Raw genomic sequence first — 15191 nt, forward strand, 5'->3', positions numbered from 1 at the left:
ACAGCACGGAGGAACGTCAAGATCTGAGCGGTATGCCCCCCACCGGACCGCGATGTATGCGCCGTTCATGGTTGTGGAGCCGTCACGCGTTGTCCAGCCGCATTCGCGAGGTGTTGTGCAAGTGCAACATCAACGATCAACGGAGGACATCTGGGACGCGACGGTGGCGGAGCCCACGCGGACCGGATTGGAACAGGGGGGCCGTCATCCGCGAGGATGGGGGCATGACCGCCCAGATTCTCGATGGCAAGGCCACCGCAGCCGCGATCAAGTCCGATCTGACCGCCCGCGTGGCGGCGCTGAAGGAGAAGGGAATCACGCCCGGCCTCGGCACCGTCCTGGTCGGTGAGGACCCCGGCAGCCAGAAGTACGTCGCGGGCAAGCACCGCGACTGCGCCCAGGTCGGCATCGCCTCCATCCAGCGCGAACTCCCCGCCACGGCCACGCAGGAGGAGATCGAGGCGGTCGTCCGCGAGCTGAACGAGGACCCCGACTGCACCGGCTACATCGTCCAGCTCCCGCTGCCCAAGGGCATCGACGAGAACCGCATCCTGGAGCTGATGGACCCGGAGAAGGACGCCGACGGCCTCCACCCGATGAACCTCGGCCGCCTGGTCCTCAACGAGCCCGCCCCACTGCCCTGCACCCCCAACGGCGTGCTCACCCTGCTGCGTCAGTACGGCGTGGAGACCAAGGGCGCCGAGGTCGTGGTCGTCGGCCGCGGTGTGACCATCGGACGCTCGATGCCGCTGCTGCTCACCCGGCGCAGCGAGAACGCCACCGTCACCCAGTGCCACACCGGCACCCGTGACCTCGCCCACCACCTCAAGCGTGCCGACATCGTCGTCTCGGCCGCCGGTGCCCCGCACCTGATCCGCGCCGAGGACATCAAGCCGGGCGCGGCCGTGCTGGACGTCGGCGTCTCCCGCAACGCCGAGGGCAAGATCGTCGGCGATGTCCACCCGGACGTCGCCGAGGTCGCCGGGTGGATCTCCCCGAACCCCGGCGGGGTCGGCCCGATGACCCGTGCCCAGCTCCTGGTCAACGTCGTGGAGGCGGCGGAGCGGCGTGCCGGCTGACGAGTCCGGGGAGCCGCAGGTGCGGGACGCGATCAGCGCTCCCGACGCGCAGGGGCGCACCCGGCGCATCACCCGCCGCTTCCCGCTGTTCACCAAGGACACCGCGCGTCCCGAGGGCGGCGGCCGGGCCGCGAGCGGCGACGCTCCGGCGCCGGCCCGGCAGTGGCCGGTGCTGGTCGTGCTCTGCGCCGTCGCGCTCGGCCTGCTGCTGGTCGCCTTCGACGTGACCCGCGCCGGGCTCCTGCTGATCGGCGCGGCCCTGCTGGCGGGCGCCGCGATGCGCTGGACACTGCCCGGCGTCGGCATGCTGGCCGTCCGCTCCCGCTTCACGGACATCGTGACCTACGGGGTGCTGGGTCTCGCCATCGTCCTGCTGGCCCTGATGGCCCAGCCCGAACCCCTGCTGCAGATCCCGTTCCTGAAGGACACCCTGCACTTCACGGTGGCCAACTAGCGCTGCGGGCAAGGCCGGTGGCTCGCCCCCACCCCCGATCAGGGGCGAGCCGCCGGGACTTCACCCTGGCGGGCCGGGTGGGTGCCGGGCAATGTCCTGCCGTGCGCTGTGGCACGGAGGTGACCGTTCCGCCATCGTGTCCGCGTCCTGCCACATCCGGTCAATCGGTGCCGTAACAAGGGCAGTTCGCCGGATACGTTCCGATCACCCCCCTCTCGCGGGCTACCGTGGAGCGGGGGCGGTGGCGTGACGCGGGGAGGCGTCGCGGTGCCCGCCGGGGGAGGAACGAGGGGGGAGCGGGCCATGGCTCGTTGGAAGGCGCTGCCGGAGGAACTCGACCCGCAGATCGGGGAGTTCACCCGTCAGTTGCGGCGGCTCGTGGACCAGGGCGGCCTGAGCGTCGCCACGCTGGCCGACCGCACCGGATACAGCAGGACGTCCTGGGAGCGGTATCTGAACGGGCGCCTGCTCGCGCCCAAGGGGGCCGTAGTCGCCCTCGCCGAGGTCACCGGCACCAGCCCGGTGCACCTCACCACCATGTGGGAGCTGGCCGAACGCGCCTGGAGCCGGGCGGAGTTGCGGCACGACCGCACGATGGAGCAGATCCGGATCACGCGGGCCCGCACGGAGCTGGGCGCCTTCGGCGGCGGCGCCGGGACGACGACGGTCGACGCCCCGCCGGCGCCCCCGCCTTCCGCCGAGCCCCCGGCGGGCAGGCGCCGCGTCCTGTTCTTCCTGGCGGGCGCCGTGGCCGTACTCGTCGTCCTCGGCACCGTCTTCCTGCTCACCGGCCGGGGTGACGGCGAGGGCGCACGGGAAGCCGCCACGTCGCCCTCGCCGGCCGCCACCAGTGCCGCCGGTCTGCCGCCCGGCGTCAAGTGCGTGGGCGTCGGCTGCACCGGCAAGGACGCCGAGGCCATGGGGTGCAGCGGCGACCTGGTGACCACCGCCAGGACCGCCACCGTCGGCGCGGCCACCCTGGAGGTCCGCTACAGCAGGACGTGCGGCGCCGCCTGGGGCCGGATCACCGGCGCCGCACCGGGCGACCGGGTGCGTGTCACGGCGGGCGGCGAGACCCGGCGGGGCGACGCCGTGGCCGGGGAGACGTACACGTACACCCCGATGGTCGCCGTCGGCCGCGCGGGCGAGGCCGAGGCGTGCGTGGTCCTGGCGTCGGGGCGGACCGGGTGCACCAAGTAGGCGGAGTTCTCCGGTGCGGCACGCATGGAACGCCCGCACCGGGGCACCCGGACAAGTACCCCCCCACGGGAGTCCGGCGAGCCGGTACCCCCATCGGCGGCCGCCTTCGTCCTCCTCTCCCGGACGGGCGGCCGCTGCCGTGTGCGGCCGTGCGGGCCCGCGGAGCCGGGCTGTGGGGCGGGCCACAGGGCCCCGGACGTCCGGCATGCCGGATGCGCGATAGCCTGACCGGTGATCTCTCTTGACGCCAAGAGATCGATCATCCGCACGGGGCAGGGACGCCCCACCGCCAGCCAAACGGAGAACGCCATGACCCGCACTCCCGTGAACGTCACCGTCACCGGCGCGGCCGGCCAGATCGGTTACGCCCTCCTCTTCCGCATCGCCTCCGGGCAGCTCCTCGGCGCGGACGTGCCGGTCAACCTCCGCCTCCTGGAGATCACCCCCGCGCTCAAGGCCGCCGAGGGCACGGCCATGGAGCTGGACGACTGCGCGTTCCCGCTGCTGAGCGGCATCACCATCACCGACGACCCGAACGTCGCCTTCGACGGCGCCAACGTCGCCCTGCTGGTCGGCGCCCGCCCGCGCACCAAGGGCATGGAGCGCGGTGACCTCCTGGAGGCCAACGGCGGCATCTTCAAGCCGCAGGGCAAGGCCATCAACGACAACGCCGCGGACGACATCAAGGTCCTCGTCGTCGGCAACCCGGCCAACACCAACGCGCTCATCGCGCAGGCCGCCGCCCCGGACGTACCGGCCGAGCGCTTCACCGCGATGACCCGCCTCGACCACAACCGCGCGCTGACCCAGCTCGCGAAGAAGACGGGCACGCCGGTCTCCGAGATCAAGCGCCTGACGATCTGGGGCAACCACTCCGCGACCCAGTACCCGGACATCTTCCACGCCACGGTCGCCGGCAAGAACGCCGCCGAGGTCGTGAACGACGAGCGGTGGCTGGCCGACGACTTCATCCCGACCGTCGCCAAGCGCGGTGCCGCGATCATCGAGGCCCGCGGTGCCTCGTCGGCCGCCTCCGCCGCCAACGCCGCCATCGACCACGTGTACACCTGGGTCAACGGCACCGCCGAGGGCGACTGGACCTCCATGGGCATCCCGTCGGACGGCTCCTACGGCGTCCCGGAGGGCCTGATCTCGTCCTTCCCCGTCACCACCAAGGACGGCAAGTACGAGATCGTCCAGGGCCTGGACATCAACGAGTTCTCCCGCGCCCGCATCGACGCCTCCGTGCGGGAGCTGGCGGAGGAGCGCGACGCGGTCCGCGGTCTCGGCCTCATCTGAGCCCCGCACGCCACGAGCGACGGGCCCCTTCCGGTCTTCCGGACGGGGCCCGTTCCCGTGTCCCGCCTACTCCAGGCCGCGCTTGCCCGGCGCCCAGAACGGCTTGGTCAGCACCGAGCGCCGGTCCCAGCCCGCGTCCCGCAGCACATGCCTTACCGCCTGCACGGTCCGCGCCTCCCCGGCGACGTACGCCACTCCGCCCGGCGCCGGTGCCAGGCGGCCCACCGCCTCGGGGAGCGGGACGGTGCCGCGCAGCACCCAGTCGAGCCGGCCGGCGTGGGCCAGCGGGAGCCGGTCATCCGCCGTGGCGGTCTCCACGCAGCCCGAGACCCGCGCGCCGTCGGGCAGCGCGGCGAGCATCGCGCCGAAGGCGACGGACGCCGTCTCGTCCCCGACGAAGACGTGGTGCGCGGCGTCCGGGCGCAGGGTGAAGGAGCCCTCCGGCTTGCCGAGGCGCACCTCGTCGCCCGCCGCCGCCTCGCGTGCCCAGCGGGCACCGGGGCCGGCGCCCTCGTGGTCCAGCACACACAACTCCAGTGCGCCGGACGGCTCGTAGCGCCACACCGAGTAGGTGCGCCGGGTGAGCGCGGAGCCCACGAGCACCCGGACCTGCTGGCCGGGGAGCACGTCGAGCCCGGCGAGCGCGTCGCCCTCGATCCGCAGGCGCCGCATCCGGGCGGTGAACCGTTCCACGGCGGTCACGGTGCCCCGGAGCATCAGCAGATCGAGGACAGGGTTCAGCAGCGCGGGCATGCACGGCTCCTAGAAATGGACAACTCGGGTCTACCGGACCGGAGTTGATCTTCGGTGGGGGGAGGGCGATGCTACGCGGTCGGGACGGGGTCGCGGACCGGAGGGTACGCTTCCGGGCGCCCCGCCCCGCGCCCATCGGAGCGGTCACCGCCGGCGCCCCCACGGCGACCGTGTGCGGCGCGGGACCCATGCCGTCGAGCGGTCCGGTGCGGGCGGAGGGAACAGTCCCGGATTCCGGTTTCCTGACCACCCGTCATCCCTCTATGCTCAGCCGTCGTCGTCCACCTTCTGGTGGGCGAGGGACTTCCATGCATCGGGGGATGGCATGAGCAGTGCTCACGTGCCGCCGCAGGCGGAGCGGACGTCGGCCGAGCGGGCGCCGGTCCACCCGCCGCCCGTCCCGCCCCACACCAGCGAGGCCACCCGGCTGCTGTGCGCGGGCACCTATCTGGACTCCGGCTACCGCGACCGCGTCATCGAGGAACTCCACCTCAACGAGCAGCGGATCGTGGCCCCTTCGCTCGGCTTCGACGCGGCTCGGGTGCTGGCGCACGCGCTGCGGGCCCGGCGGCAGGAGCTGGTCTGGGCCGGGGCGATCACCGGACTGTGGCTGGTGGGCATACCGCTCAGCGGTGGGCTGCTCGCGCTGTACCTGTGGCCCAGCATCTGGCTCGCGCTCGCCCCCTGGCTGCGCGGCCGGGCCGCGACGCCGCCGCTGTACCGGCTGGTCCTCGCCTTCCTGGCGCGGTGGTGGGGGCGGGCGTGGTTCGCCGCGCTGTTCGTGCTGACCGTCGTCACCGCGTTCGGCGGGGGTCCGTCCCCCGAGCCGTCCTACGATCCGTACGGGTACGGGTACGGCGGTTCCGAGGACCTCTCCGACTCGCTCACCCCGGTCGTGGAGCTGTGGCAGGCGTGGTTCACGCTCGTCGTGCTCGCGCTCATCGCGCTGTGCGTGCACGCGCAGCGGACCCAGTTCAGCCGCGCACTGGCGGGTGAGCTGTCCCCGCAGCGCTTCCCGGACGCCGCCGCCGACCCCGCCGAGCAGGCGCCGGGCCCGCGTTTCCAGCGGCTCAGGCAGCGCATCCGGCTGGAGCAGCACGCCCCGCTGGTCATGTACCACGAGGCCCGGCCCTTCTGCGGGGCCGGAGACGCGTACGACACGTGGGTGCTGGCCGTGGAACTCAAGCCGGACGAGCTGGCCAAGGAACGGCAGCCGCTCAGCAACCGGGCGATCCTGGAGAAGATCCGCCCCCGACTGGAGCAGCTCCGCGTCCCGGCCGAGTACGCGGGGCCCGGTGTCCGCGACCGGCTGCGCTGGCTGGAGATCGACGAGTGCGTGTTCCTCCCCGTGGAGGGGCTGAAGAAGCGGGAGCAGGCGCCGTACACCGCCGAGGCGTTCGAGCAGCACCGGGCGCGGGCGGTGGAGGAGGGGGCCGAGAAGCGGCGGCACTTCCTGCGGGTGCGGGTCGGCGGCTGGGAGGAGGAGCTGGTCGTCACCGTGTACGTCCGCGTCCACACCCAGGGCGGCATGCTGATGCTGGAGATCGCCCCGCATGTGCTGACGCCGGTGCGCGAGGACTTCAAGGACGCCGACCGGGCGGCCCACCGGTTCCGGAACAACAACTCCCTCGGCAAGGCCGTCACCGCCCTCGTCCTGGTACCGGGTTCCGCCGGGCGGGCGCTCGCCCAGCTCGGCCGGGGGCTGGTGCACGGCTGGCGGCTGCTGACCGGCGGGTACGCGGGCGCGCTGCCCGACGGGCCCGCGCTCTCGGTGCGCGAGCTGGGGTCCACCCCCGTCGGCTCGCTGTTCCAGGAGATGGACGTGGTCCGGTACCTGCGCGGGGTGCAGGACCGGGTGGCCGACGGGGTGCGGTCCGCGCTCGCCGAATCCGGCTACCAGACCGGGGAGTTCGTCCGGAAGGTCGTCAACATCCGCAACGGGGACGTCCACATCGGCCGCGTCGAGGGCAGCACCTTCGCCGTCGGCAGCCACGCCAACGCCACGGGCGCGCCCGCGCCGCAGAAGGGAGCCGGGACATGACCGGTCAGGAGCCGAACGTGCGCATCGGGGACGTCTCGGGGAGCACCTTCGCCATCGGCAGCCACGCCCACGCCGAGAGCCACCAGCACGGTACGGGCACCCCCGCCGACCAGGAACTCCTGGCGGCGATACGGGAGTTGCGCGCCGACCTCGCGCGGGTACGGGCCACCGAGCAGACCGCCGCACTGGGCGAGGCGCTCGCCGACACCGAGGCCGAACTCAGCCGCACCGGCCAGGCGAGCCCCACCCGCCGGGAACGCCTGCGCGAACTCCTCGCCGACTCCCAGTCCCTCCTGACCGTCCTTGCCTCGGCCGGCACAGTCGCCGGCCTGCTCGGACTCTGACCGCAACACCACGAGGGGGGCCGCGATGAGCGGGGGAGAACAGCACTGGAACGAAGACACCCAACGCTGGGAGACGGGGCCCGGCACCGCCTCGGCCCCGACCCCACCACCCCCGTCCCGCCCGGACCACGCCCCGGCTCCGGTATGGCCCCCGGCGGGCCCCGACGGGCCACCGGCCTCCGAGTGGCCGGCCGCCCCCACGGAGGCCCCCGACACCCCGGCCTCCACCTGGCCACCGGCAGACCGCCGCACGCCGCCCGCCCCGGCCGGTCCGCCGGCCGATTCCCCGTCTTCCGCCGATCCGTCGCCCACCACCCGGCCCCCGGCCGAGCAGACGACATCCACCGACCCCTCCGCGCCCGGAGGGCCGACGGCCGGTGCCCGGCCCCCGGAGGGACCCTCGGCATCCGCCGCTCTCTCCGCTTCTGCGGGTTCGACCCCGGGCCGGTCCTCGGAGGAGCCTCAGGCATCCGCCGCGGGCTCCACGTCCACGGGGACGACGGCCGGCGACCGGTCGTCGGCGGAGCGCTCGGCGTCCGCCTCCGCCGGCTCCTTCACGTCGCAGGGGGCGACGGCTGGTACCCGGCCCCCGGTCGAGCCCTCGGCGTCTGCCGACCCCTCCGCCGCCGGGCCGCCGACCGGGACCGGGCCCTCGGCCGACCCCTGGGCTCCCACCTGGCCGCCCGCAGGCGTGCGTACGCCCCCTTCCTCGTCCTGGCCGCCGGCCGAGGCTTCCGCGCATGCCGAGCCCCCGACCGCCTCGTGGCCCCCGGCCGAGCCGGCCGCCGCCTGGCCGTCTGCCGATTCCTCGTCCCCGGCCGCCGCCTGGCCCCCCACCGCTCCGACCTCCGCCTTCCCCGCCGGCACCTGGCCCCCCGCCGACCCGGCACCGCCCCGCAGCGGCCCCAGCCGTCGCCTCCTCTGGTCCGTCATCGTCGGGGCGGCGGCAGCCGGGATCGCGGTGAGCCTGGTGCTGACGCTGGTCGTCGGGAAGGACGACGGGGATGACCGGAGCCAGAAGGGACAGAGGCACAGCTCCTCCGCGCCCGTGACCCGTAGCCCGAGCCCCGTCTCCGGTTCACCCACCCCCAGCCCCTCGCCCAGCGCACCCCCCGCCGGATACGAGCTGCACGACGACGGTGAGGGATTCCGGGTGGCCGTGCCCGAGGGGTGGACGCGGGCCACCGTGCCCTCCGAGTACGGAATGGCCGTGGTGAACTTCCGCAGCCCGGACCGGGAGCACAGGCTGCAGGTGTACGAGGTGTCGGAGGCGAGCCCGGAAGCTTCCTTCGACCTGTACCTCTCGGACCAGACGGCCAAGCCGCGCGGATTCGAGCAGCTGGGGCTGACCAACCTGGACGAGGGGGACTTCACCGGGTCCCGGCTGGAGTACCTCGCCGACACCATCCGGAACGAGCCCGATGTCGGGACCTGGCACGTCTACGACGAGCGTTTCGTCGCCGCCGACGGCAAGATCTACGCGCTCGCCGCGTACGGCCCGGACGCCGACGGCAGGGAGGACGAGCTGGAACTCCTCACCACCGCGCTCGCCTGGTTCTGCCCGCCCGGCATGAACTGCGACCCGGCCGGGAACGCGGCGCTGGACTGATCGAATAGACCCGGTTCGCACGGTTGCGTACCGCGGTCGTGATCCACGCCACCCTTTCGCGTCCGATTCATCCGCCTTTCTCCCGTATTTTCCGTGAGCCAGCGCACTTTCGGCCATCAAATGCGCATGCGCTTCTTCCGCATCGGGCATGCGGTCATCCGCCCGGAGGTGGCAGCTCTGTCACACAGGGCGTCTGAACAGGAACGGAAGGCAAAACCGATCATGGCGGACAGAACGGAACGACCGGCCGAGGCCACCATTCACGCCGGAGGCGAGTGGCTGGAAGCGGACTCCGGTGCGACCCGCGAGATCCTCGACCCCGCGGACGGCAAGCCCTTCGCCGTCGTCGCGGAGGGCGGCAGCGAGGACGTCGACCGGGCGGTGGCCGCAGCCCGCCGCGCGTTCGACGAGGGCCCGTGGCCGCACACGCCGGTCGCCGAGCGTGCCGCCCTGCTGCGCCGCGTCGCCGACCTCCTGGTCCGCGACCGTGAGGAGCTGGGCCTGCTGGAGAGCAGGGACGCGGGCAAGACCGTCGAGGAGGGCCGCGTCGACATCGACTGCGTCGCCGACGCCTTCCGCTACTTCGCGGATCTGGTCGCCGCCGAGGCGCCCGGCCGGGTGGTCGACGCGGGCTCGCCCGACATCCACAGCGTCGTCGTGCACGAGCCGGTCGGTGTCTGCTCGCTGATCACCCCGTGGAACTATCCGCTGCTCCAGGCGAGCTGGAAGATCGCCCCGGCGCTCGCCGCGGGCAACACCTTCGTGATCAAGCCCAGCGAGATCACCCCGATGACCACCATCGCGCTCATCGAGCTGCTGGTGGAGGCCGGACTCCCCGAGGGCGTCGCGGGCCTGGTCACCGGCCCCGGTCACACCGTCGGCGCCCGCTTGGCCGATCACCCCGACGTCGACCTCGTCTCCTTCACCGGCGGCCTGGTCAGCGGCGTCAAGGTGGCCCAGGCCGCCGCGCCGAGCGTGAAGAAGGTCGCCCTGGAACTCGGCGGCAAGAACCCCAACGTGGTCTTCGCCGACGCCTGCGCCACCGAAGAAGGCTTCGACACCGCCGTCGACCAGGCCCTCAACGCCGCCTTCATCCACAGCGGCCAGGTCTGCTCGGCCGGCGGACGCCTCATCATCGAGGAGTCCGTCCGGGACCGCTTCGTCGCCGAACTCGCGTCCCGCGCCCGGAAGATCAGGCTCGGCCGCGGCACCGTACCCGGCGTCGAGTGCGGCCCGCTCGTCTCCGAGCAGCAGCGCGCCAAGACCGAGGACTTCGTCGCCTCCGCGCTCGCCGAGGGCGCGCGCCTGGTCTGCGGTGGCAAGCGCCCCGAGCCCACCGCCGACCGCCCGGAGTCCGGCTACTTCTACGAGCCGACCGTCCTCGACCACTGCCACCGCGAGATGCGCGTCGTGCGGGAGGAGGTCTTCGGACCCGTCCTCACCGTCGAGACCTTCCGCACCGAGGACGAGGCGGTCACCCTCGCCAACGACACCGAGTACGGCCTCGCGGGCGCCGTCTGGACCGCGGACCCCGGCCGCGCCCGGCGCGTCGCCGCCCGGCTGCGGCACGGCACCGTGTGGATCAACGACTTCCACCCCTATCTGCCACAGGCGGAGTGGGGCGGCTTCGGCAAGAGCGGCACCGGCCGCGAACTGGGCCCCGCCGGCCTCGCCGAGTACCGCGAGACCAAGCACGTGTACCAGAACCTCGCCCCGAGCCCGGTGCGCTGGTTCGCCGGCTGACCCCGGCCCCCGCAGACCTTCTACGACCTCCCGCCCCCAGGAGTCAGACACCCCATGCCCGAACACACCCACGAGTACGACTACGTCGTCGTCGGCGGCGGCACGGCGGGCTCCGTCATCGCCTCCCGCCTGACCGAGAACCCGGACGTCACCGTCGCCGTCATCGAGGGCGGCCCGAGCGACGTCGACCGCGACGACGTGCTCACGCTGCGCCGCTGGATGGGCCTGCTCGGCGGCGACCTCGACTACGACTACCCGACCACCGAGCAGCCGCGCGGCAACTCCCACATCCGGCACAGCCGGGCCCGCGTGCTCGGCGGCTGTTCCTCGCACAACACCCTGATCTCCTTCAAGCCGCTCCCCTCCGACTGGGACGAGTGGGAGCAGGCCGGGGCCACCGGCTGGGGCGCCGTGCAGATGGAGGCGTACTTCGCCCGGCTGAAGAACAACATCGTCCCGGTGGACGAGAACGACCGCAACGCCATCGCGCGGGACTTCGTGGACGCCGCGCAGTCCACGCTCGGCGTGCCGCGCGTCGAGGGCTTCAACAAGAAGCCGTTCAACGACGGCGTCGGCTTCTTCGACCTCGCCTACCACCCCGAGAACAACAAGCGCTCCTCGGCCTCCGTCGCCTATCTCCACCCGGTGATGGACGAGCGCCCCAATCTCCACCTCTTCCTGGAGACCTGGGCGTACAAGCTGGAGCTGGACGGCACCCGCGCCGAGGGCGTGCACGTCCGCACCAAGGACGGCCGCGAACTGCTGGTCAAGGCGCGCAGCGAGGTGATCCTCTGCGCCGGCGCCGTCGACACCCCGCGCCTGCTGCTGCACTCGGGCATCGGCCCGCGCGCCGACCTGGAGGCCCTCGGCATCCCGGTCGTGCTGGACCTGCCGGGCGTCGGCGAGAACCTGCTCGACCACCCGGAGTCGGTCATCGTCTGGGAGACCCACGGGCCCATCCCGGAGAACTCCGCGATGGACTCCGACGCGGGCCTGTTCGTCCGCCGCGACCCCGAACACGCGGGCCCGGACCTGATGTTCCACTTCTACCAGATCCCGTTCACGGACAATCCGGAGCGCCTCGGCTACGAGCGGCCCGAGTTCGGCGTCTCCATGACCCCGAACATCCCCAAGCCCCGGAGCCGCGGCCGCCTCTACCTCACCAGCGCCGACCCCGAGGTCAAGCCCGCGCTGGACTTCCGGTACTTCACCGACGAGGACGACTACGACGCCAAGACCCTGGTCGACGGCATCCGTATCGCCCGCGAGGTGGCCAAGTCGGAGCCGCTGGCCCACTGGCTCAAGCGCGAGGTCTGCCCCGGACCCGAGGTCCAGGGCGACGAGGAGCTGAGCGAGTACGCGCGCAAGGTCGCGCACACCGTGTACCACCCGGCCGGTACCTGCAAGATGGGCGCCGCCGATGACGAACTCGCCGTGGTCGACCCCGAGTTGCGTGTCCGGGGTCTGCACGGCATCCGCATAGCCGACGCGTCCGTCTTTCCGACGATGACCGCGGTGAACCCGATGATCGGAGTGCTCATGGTCGGGGAGAAGGCCGTCGAACTGATCGGTGGTGACGCGCGATGACGCTCACCGTTCCCACCCGTAAGCCGCCCACCTCCGCCGAAGGGTCCGACGCGCCGGTCTTCGCCGTCGACGGCCTGTGGAAGGTGTTCGGCCCCAAGCCCGGGCGCGTCCCCGCCGACCCGGCGCTGGCCGCGCTGAGCCCCGCCGAGCTGCGCGCCGAGACCGGCTGCACGGCCGCCGTGCGGGACGTGTCCTTCGAGGTCCGCAAGGGCGAGGTCTTCGTCGTCATGGGCCTGTCCGGCTCCGGCAAGTCCACCCTGGTGCGCTGTCTGACCCGGCTGATCGAGCCCACCGCGGGCACCATCGCCATCGACGGCGAGGACGTACGCGCCATGGACCGCGGCCGGCTGCGCGAACTGCGCCGTCACCGGGCCGCGATGGTCTTCCAGCACTTCGGTCTGCTGCCCCACCGCACGGTCCTCGACAACGTCGCCTACGGCCTGGAGATCCAGGGCATGGGCCGTGCCGAGCGGCGCGAGAAGGCCGCCGAGGTCGTCGCCAAGGTCGGTCTGGCCGGCATGGAGAAGCGCCGCCCCGGTCAGCTCTCCGGCGGTCAGCGCCAGCGTGTCGGGCTCGCCCGCGCCCTCGCCGTCGACCCCGAGGTGCTGCTGTTCGACGAGCCGTTCAGCGCGCTCGACCCGCTGATCCGGCGCGACATGCAGGACGAGGTCGCCCGCCTGCACAGCGAAGAGGGCCGCACCATGGTCTTCATCACCCACGACCTCACCGAGGCCCTCAAGCTCGGCGACCGCATCGCCCTGATGCGCGACGGCCGCGTGGTCCAGCTCGGCACCCCGGAGGAGATCGTCAACTCCCCGGCCGACGACTACGTCCGCGAGTTCGTCCGTGACGTGCCGCGCGAGCAGGTCGTCACCTGCCGCACCGCCATGCGCCCCGCCTCCCTGGAGGAGGCCGGCAGCGGCCCCGCCGTGCGCCCCGAGGCCCCCGTCGCCGAGGCCATCGAGGCCGTCGCCCGTGCCGGTGAACCGGCCCGCGTGATGGACCACGGCACCTGCATGGGCGTCGTCGACTCCGACGCCCTGCTCAACGTGGTCGCGGGCACCGGCACGGCCGCCCCCGCCGAGCGGGAGGCCGAGCCCACCCTCGTGTCCGCCGCTCCCCGGCCCAAGGCGGTCTGATGGCCACGATCACCGCCCCCGCGGCCCGGCGCGCCCTGCCCGGCCTGCTGAAGTCCCGTCCGGCGGCCAAGCTGCTCACGCTCGCCGTCGCCGCCGTGATCCTCGTCCCCCTGCTCGACAGCCGGTGGGGCAGCGGACACTGGCCGCACGCCCTGACCGTGAGCCTCACCGGCCCGCTCGGCGACGCCAGCGACTGGGTGATGAACAACCGGGACAGCCACCCCCTGTTCCTGTACTTCTTCGGCCACATCAGCAACGCCGTCGTGCTCTGCGTACGCGGTGTCTACCTCGCCCTGCTCGCCATGGGCTGGGTCGGCGTCACCGCGCTCGGCGCCCTGGTCGCCTGGCGGGTGGCCGGAGTACGGCTCGCGGCCGGGACGGCCGTGGCGTTCCTCGCCTGCGGCGCGCTCGGCATGTGGCTGCCCACCATGCAGACGCTCGCGCTCATGGTGGCCGCCGTGCTCGCGTCCGTCGCCGTCGGCGTCCTGCTCGGCCTCGCCGCCGGGCTCTCCGACCGGCTGGACCGCGCCCTGCGCCCGGTGCTCGACACCATGCAGGTGCTCCCGGCCTTCGCCTACCTGCTGCCCGTGGTGCTGGTCTTCGGCATCGGCGTCCCCGCCGCCGTCCTCGCCACCGTGGTCTACGCCGCCCCGCCGATGGCGCGGCTCACCGCGCTCGGCCTGCGCGGCGCCGACCCCGAGGTGCTGGAGGCCGTCCGCTCGCTGGGCGCCACCCCGCGCCAGCGGCTGCTGACCGCCCGCATCCCGCTGGCCCGCAAGGAACTCCTGCTCGGTCTCAACCAGACGATCATGATGGCGCTGTCCATGGCCGTCATCGCCTCCGTGATCGGCGCCGGCGGCCTCGGTGACCGCGTCTACCAGGCGCTGGCCTCCGTCGACGTCGGTGCCGCCCTCGCGGCCGGCATCCCGATCGTGCTGCTCGCCATCGTGCTGGACCGGGTGACCGGCGCCGCCGGCCGCGCCGCCGACAACACGGGTGAGTCCCGTCGCACGGTGTGGCTCCTCGCGCTCGCCGGCACCGCCGTCGCGGCGGTCGCCGCCCGGCTGCTCGGCCGCGCCGAGTGGCCCGCCGGCGCCACCCTGAACATCGCGGAGCCGGTCAACCACGCCGTCAACTGGATGACCGCGCACCTCTACTCCGGCGTCCCCGTCATCGGCGGCACCGCCGACTGGGCCGCGCACTTCACCACCTGGATGCTGGACCCGCTCCGCGACGGCCTGCGCGCGCTGCCCTGGTGGTCGGTGCTGCTGATCGTCGCCGCGCTGGCGTGGCTGATCGGCACCTGGCGCACCGCGCTGACCGCCACCCTCGCCATGGCCGCGATCGGTGTGCTCGGCGTCTGGGACTCCTCCCTCGACACCCTCTCCCAGGTGCTGGCCGCCGTCGCCGTGACCCTGGTCCTCGGCATCGCCACCGGTATCGCGGCCGCCCGCAGCGACCGGGTGGACCGGATGCTGCGCCCGGTGCTGGACGTGTTCCAGACCATGCCGCAGTTCGTGTACCTGATCCCGGTCGTCGCCCTGTTCGGCGTCGGCCGCGCCCCCGCCGTCGTCGCCGCCGTGGTCTACGCCCTCCCGGCCGTCGTCCGGATCACCGCGCAGGGCCTGCGCCAGGTCGACCCGGCCGCCCTGGAGTCCGCCCGCTCGCTCGGCGCCACCGGCCGCCAGCAGCTCTGGCAGGTCCAGCTTCCGCTCGCCCGCCGCTCGCTGCTGCTCGCGGTGAACCAGGGCGTGGTCCTGGTCCTCGCCGTCGTCATCATCGGCGGTCTGGTCGGCGCGGGCGCCCTCGGCTACGACGTCGCCTTCGGCCTCGCCCAGGGCGACCTCGCCACCGGCCTGGTCGCCGGTGCCGCGATCGTCTGCCTCGGCCTGATGCTCGACCGGGTCACCCAGCCCACCGGCCGCGCGAAGAAGGGAGCGTGA

The 15191-nt window shown here is 73.2% G+C and carries 13 protein-coding genes; 11 read left to right on the forward strand and 2 right to left on the reverse strand.

Going from position 1 to position 15191, the window contains the following annotated elements; translation table 11 throughout:
- Positions 1–224: 224 nt before the first annotated feature.
- From E5082_RS01420 to E5082_RS01435, 4 genes are all read left to right on the forward strand, one after another.
- Positions 225–1079, forward strand: a complete 855-nt coding sequence (locus tag E5082_RS01420) for a bifunctional methylenetetrahydrofolate dehydrogenase/methenyltetrahydrofolate cyclohydrolase (RefSeq protein WP_135789462.1) — start codon at positions 225–227, stop codon at positions 1077–1079.
- Positions 1069–1533 (forward strand): DUF3017 domain-containing protein, encoded by a 465-nt coding sequence (locus E5082_RS01425; RefSeq protein ID WP_135789463.1) that lies wholly within the window; start codon positions 1069–1071, stop codon positions 1531–1533. The genes E5082_RS01420 and E5082_RS01425 overlap by 11 nt, the downstream gene beginning before the upstream one ends.
- Positions 1534–1836: 303 nt before the next feature.
- Positions 1837–2733: an XRE family transcriptional regulator gene (locus tag E5082_RS01430; protein ID WP_135789464.1), complete on the forward strand. Its 897-nt coding sequence runs from the start codon at positions 1837–1839 to the stop codon at positions 2731–2733.
- 309 nt (positions 2734–3042) lie between these two features.
- On the forward strand, positions 3043–4032 hold the full coding sequence (locus E5082_RS01435) for a malate dehydrogenase (RefSeq protein WP_135789465.1): 990 nt from the start codon (positions 3043–3045) through the stop codon (positions 4030–4032).
- Positions 4033–4098: 66 nt separating this feature from the next.
- On the opposite strand, the gene E5082_RS01440 is transcribed toward E5082_RS01435, so the two are convergent.
- Positions 4099–4785: a siderophore-interacting protein gene (locus tag E5082_RS01440; RefSeq protein ID WP_135789466.1), complete on the reverse strand. Its 687-nt coding sequence runs from the start codon at positions 4783–4785 to the stop codon at positions 4099–4101.
- 325 nt (positions 4786–5110) lie between these two features.
- On the opposite strand from E5082_RS01440, the gene E5082_RS01445 reads away from it, so the two are divergent.
- The gene (locus E5082_RS01445) at positions 5111–6826 is read left to right on the forward strand and encodes a hypothetical protein (protein WP_135789467.1); all 1716 of its coding nucleotides are present in this window, start codon (positions 5111–5113) and stop codon (positions 6824–6826) included.
- The gene (locus tag E5082_RS01450; protein ID WP_135789468.1) at positions 6823–7170 is read left to right on the forward strand and encodes a hypothetical protein; all 348 of its coding nucleotides are present in this window, start codon (positions 6823–6825) and stop codon (positions 7168–7170) included. Before E5082_RS01445 ends, E5082_RS01450 begins: the two co-directional genes overlap by 4 nt.
- A gap of 462 nt (positions 7171–7632) precedes the next feature.
- Here E5082_RS01450 and E5082_RS32760 read toward each other — a convergent pair whose 3' ends face one another.
- Positions 7633–8256: a hypothetical protein gene (locus E5082_RS32760; RefSeq protein WP_229918988.1), complete on the reverse strand. Its 624-nt coding sequence runs from the start codon at positions 8254–8256 to the stop codon at positions 7633–7635.
- Positions 8257–8323: 67 nt separating this feature from the next.
- On the opposite strand from E5082_RS32760, the gene E5082_RS01460 reads away from it, so the two are divergent.
- From E5082_RS01460 to E5082_RS01480, 5 genes are all read left to right on the forward strand, one after another.
- Positions 8324–8779 (forward strand): hypothetical protein, encoded by a 456-nt coding sequence (locus E5082_RS01460; protein WP_229918987.1) that lies wholly within the window; start codon positions 8324–8326, stop codon positions 8777–8779.
- Positions 8780–9001: 222 nt separating this feature from the next.
- A complete protein-coding gene (locus tag E5082_RS01465) occupies positions 9002–10522 on the forward strand; it encodes an aldehyde dehydrogenase family protein (RefSeq protein WP_135789471.1) in 1521 nt (506 codons plus the stop codon).
- A 54-nt stretch (positions 10523–10576) separates the two neighbouring features.
- On the forward strand, positions 10577–12109 hold the full coding sequence (locus E5082_RS01470) for a GMC family oxidoreductase (RefSeq protein WP_135789472.1): 1533 nt from the start codon (positions 10577–10579) through the stop codon (positions 12107–12109).
- Positions 12106–13248 carry a quaternary amine ABC transporter ATP-binding protein gene (locus tag E5082_RS01475; protein ID WP_135789473.1) on the forward strand — a complete coding sequence of 381 codons (1143 nt, stop codon included), beginning with the start codon at positions 12106–12108 and terminating at the stop codon, positions 13246–13248. The genes E5082_RS01470 and E5082_RS01475 overlap by 4 nt, the downstream gene beginning before the upstream one ends.
- The gene (locus tag E5082_RS01480; RefSeq protein ID WP_190045403.1) at positions 13248–15191 is read left to right on the forward strand and encodes an ABC transporter permease; all 1944 of its coding nucleotides are present in this window, start codon (positions 13248–13250) and stop codon (positions 15189–15191) included. Before E5082_RS01475 ends, E5082_RS01480 begins: the two co-directional genes overlap by 1 nt.

It is taken from the genome of Streptomyces griseoluteus (assembly GCF_004784465.1).
GTDB lineage: Bacteria > Actinomycetota > Actinomycetes > Streptomycetales > Streptomycetaceae > Streptomyces > Streptomyces griseoluteus.